Origin of the sequence: Pseudoalteromonas sp. SIMBA_162, assembly GCF_046535955.1 — a bacterium.
In the GTDB taxonomy this organism is placed as follows: Bacteria; Pseudomonadota; Gammaproteobacteria; order Enterobacterales; family Alteromonadaceae; genus Pseudoalteromonas; species Pseudoalteromonas marina.
In genome coordinates, this window is record NZ_JAWJBQ010001136.1 from 1 (window position 1) to 239 (window position 239).

A 239-nucleotide genomic window follows, 5' to 3' on the forward strand; every position below is an offset into this window, starting at 1 on the left:
TAATAAACAGCACCACACCTTCCAGCAGCAGCTCGTAAAGCTGTGATGGGTGGCGCGGCAGCACACCGTAAGTGTCGAAAATGGATTGCCACTGCGGGTTGGTTTGCAGCAGCAAAATATCTTCTGTACGGGAGCCAGGGAACAGCATGGCAAACGGGAAGTTCGGGTCAACGCGGCCCCACAATTCACCGTTAATAAAGTTGCCCAGACGCCCGGCACCAAGACCAAACGGAATGAGT

Annotated in this window: 1 protein-coding gene; it reads right to left on the bottom strand. The window is 54.0% G+C overall.

Going from position 1 to position 239, the window contains the following annotated elements; translation table 11 throughout:
- On the bottom strand, positions 1-239 hold a 239-nt coding region (locus R0J88_RS23230; protein WP_410901350.1), incomplete at both ends, for a prolipoprotein diacylglyceryl transferase family protein.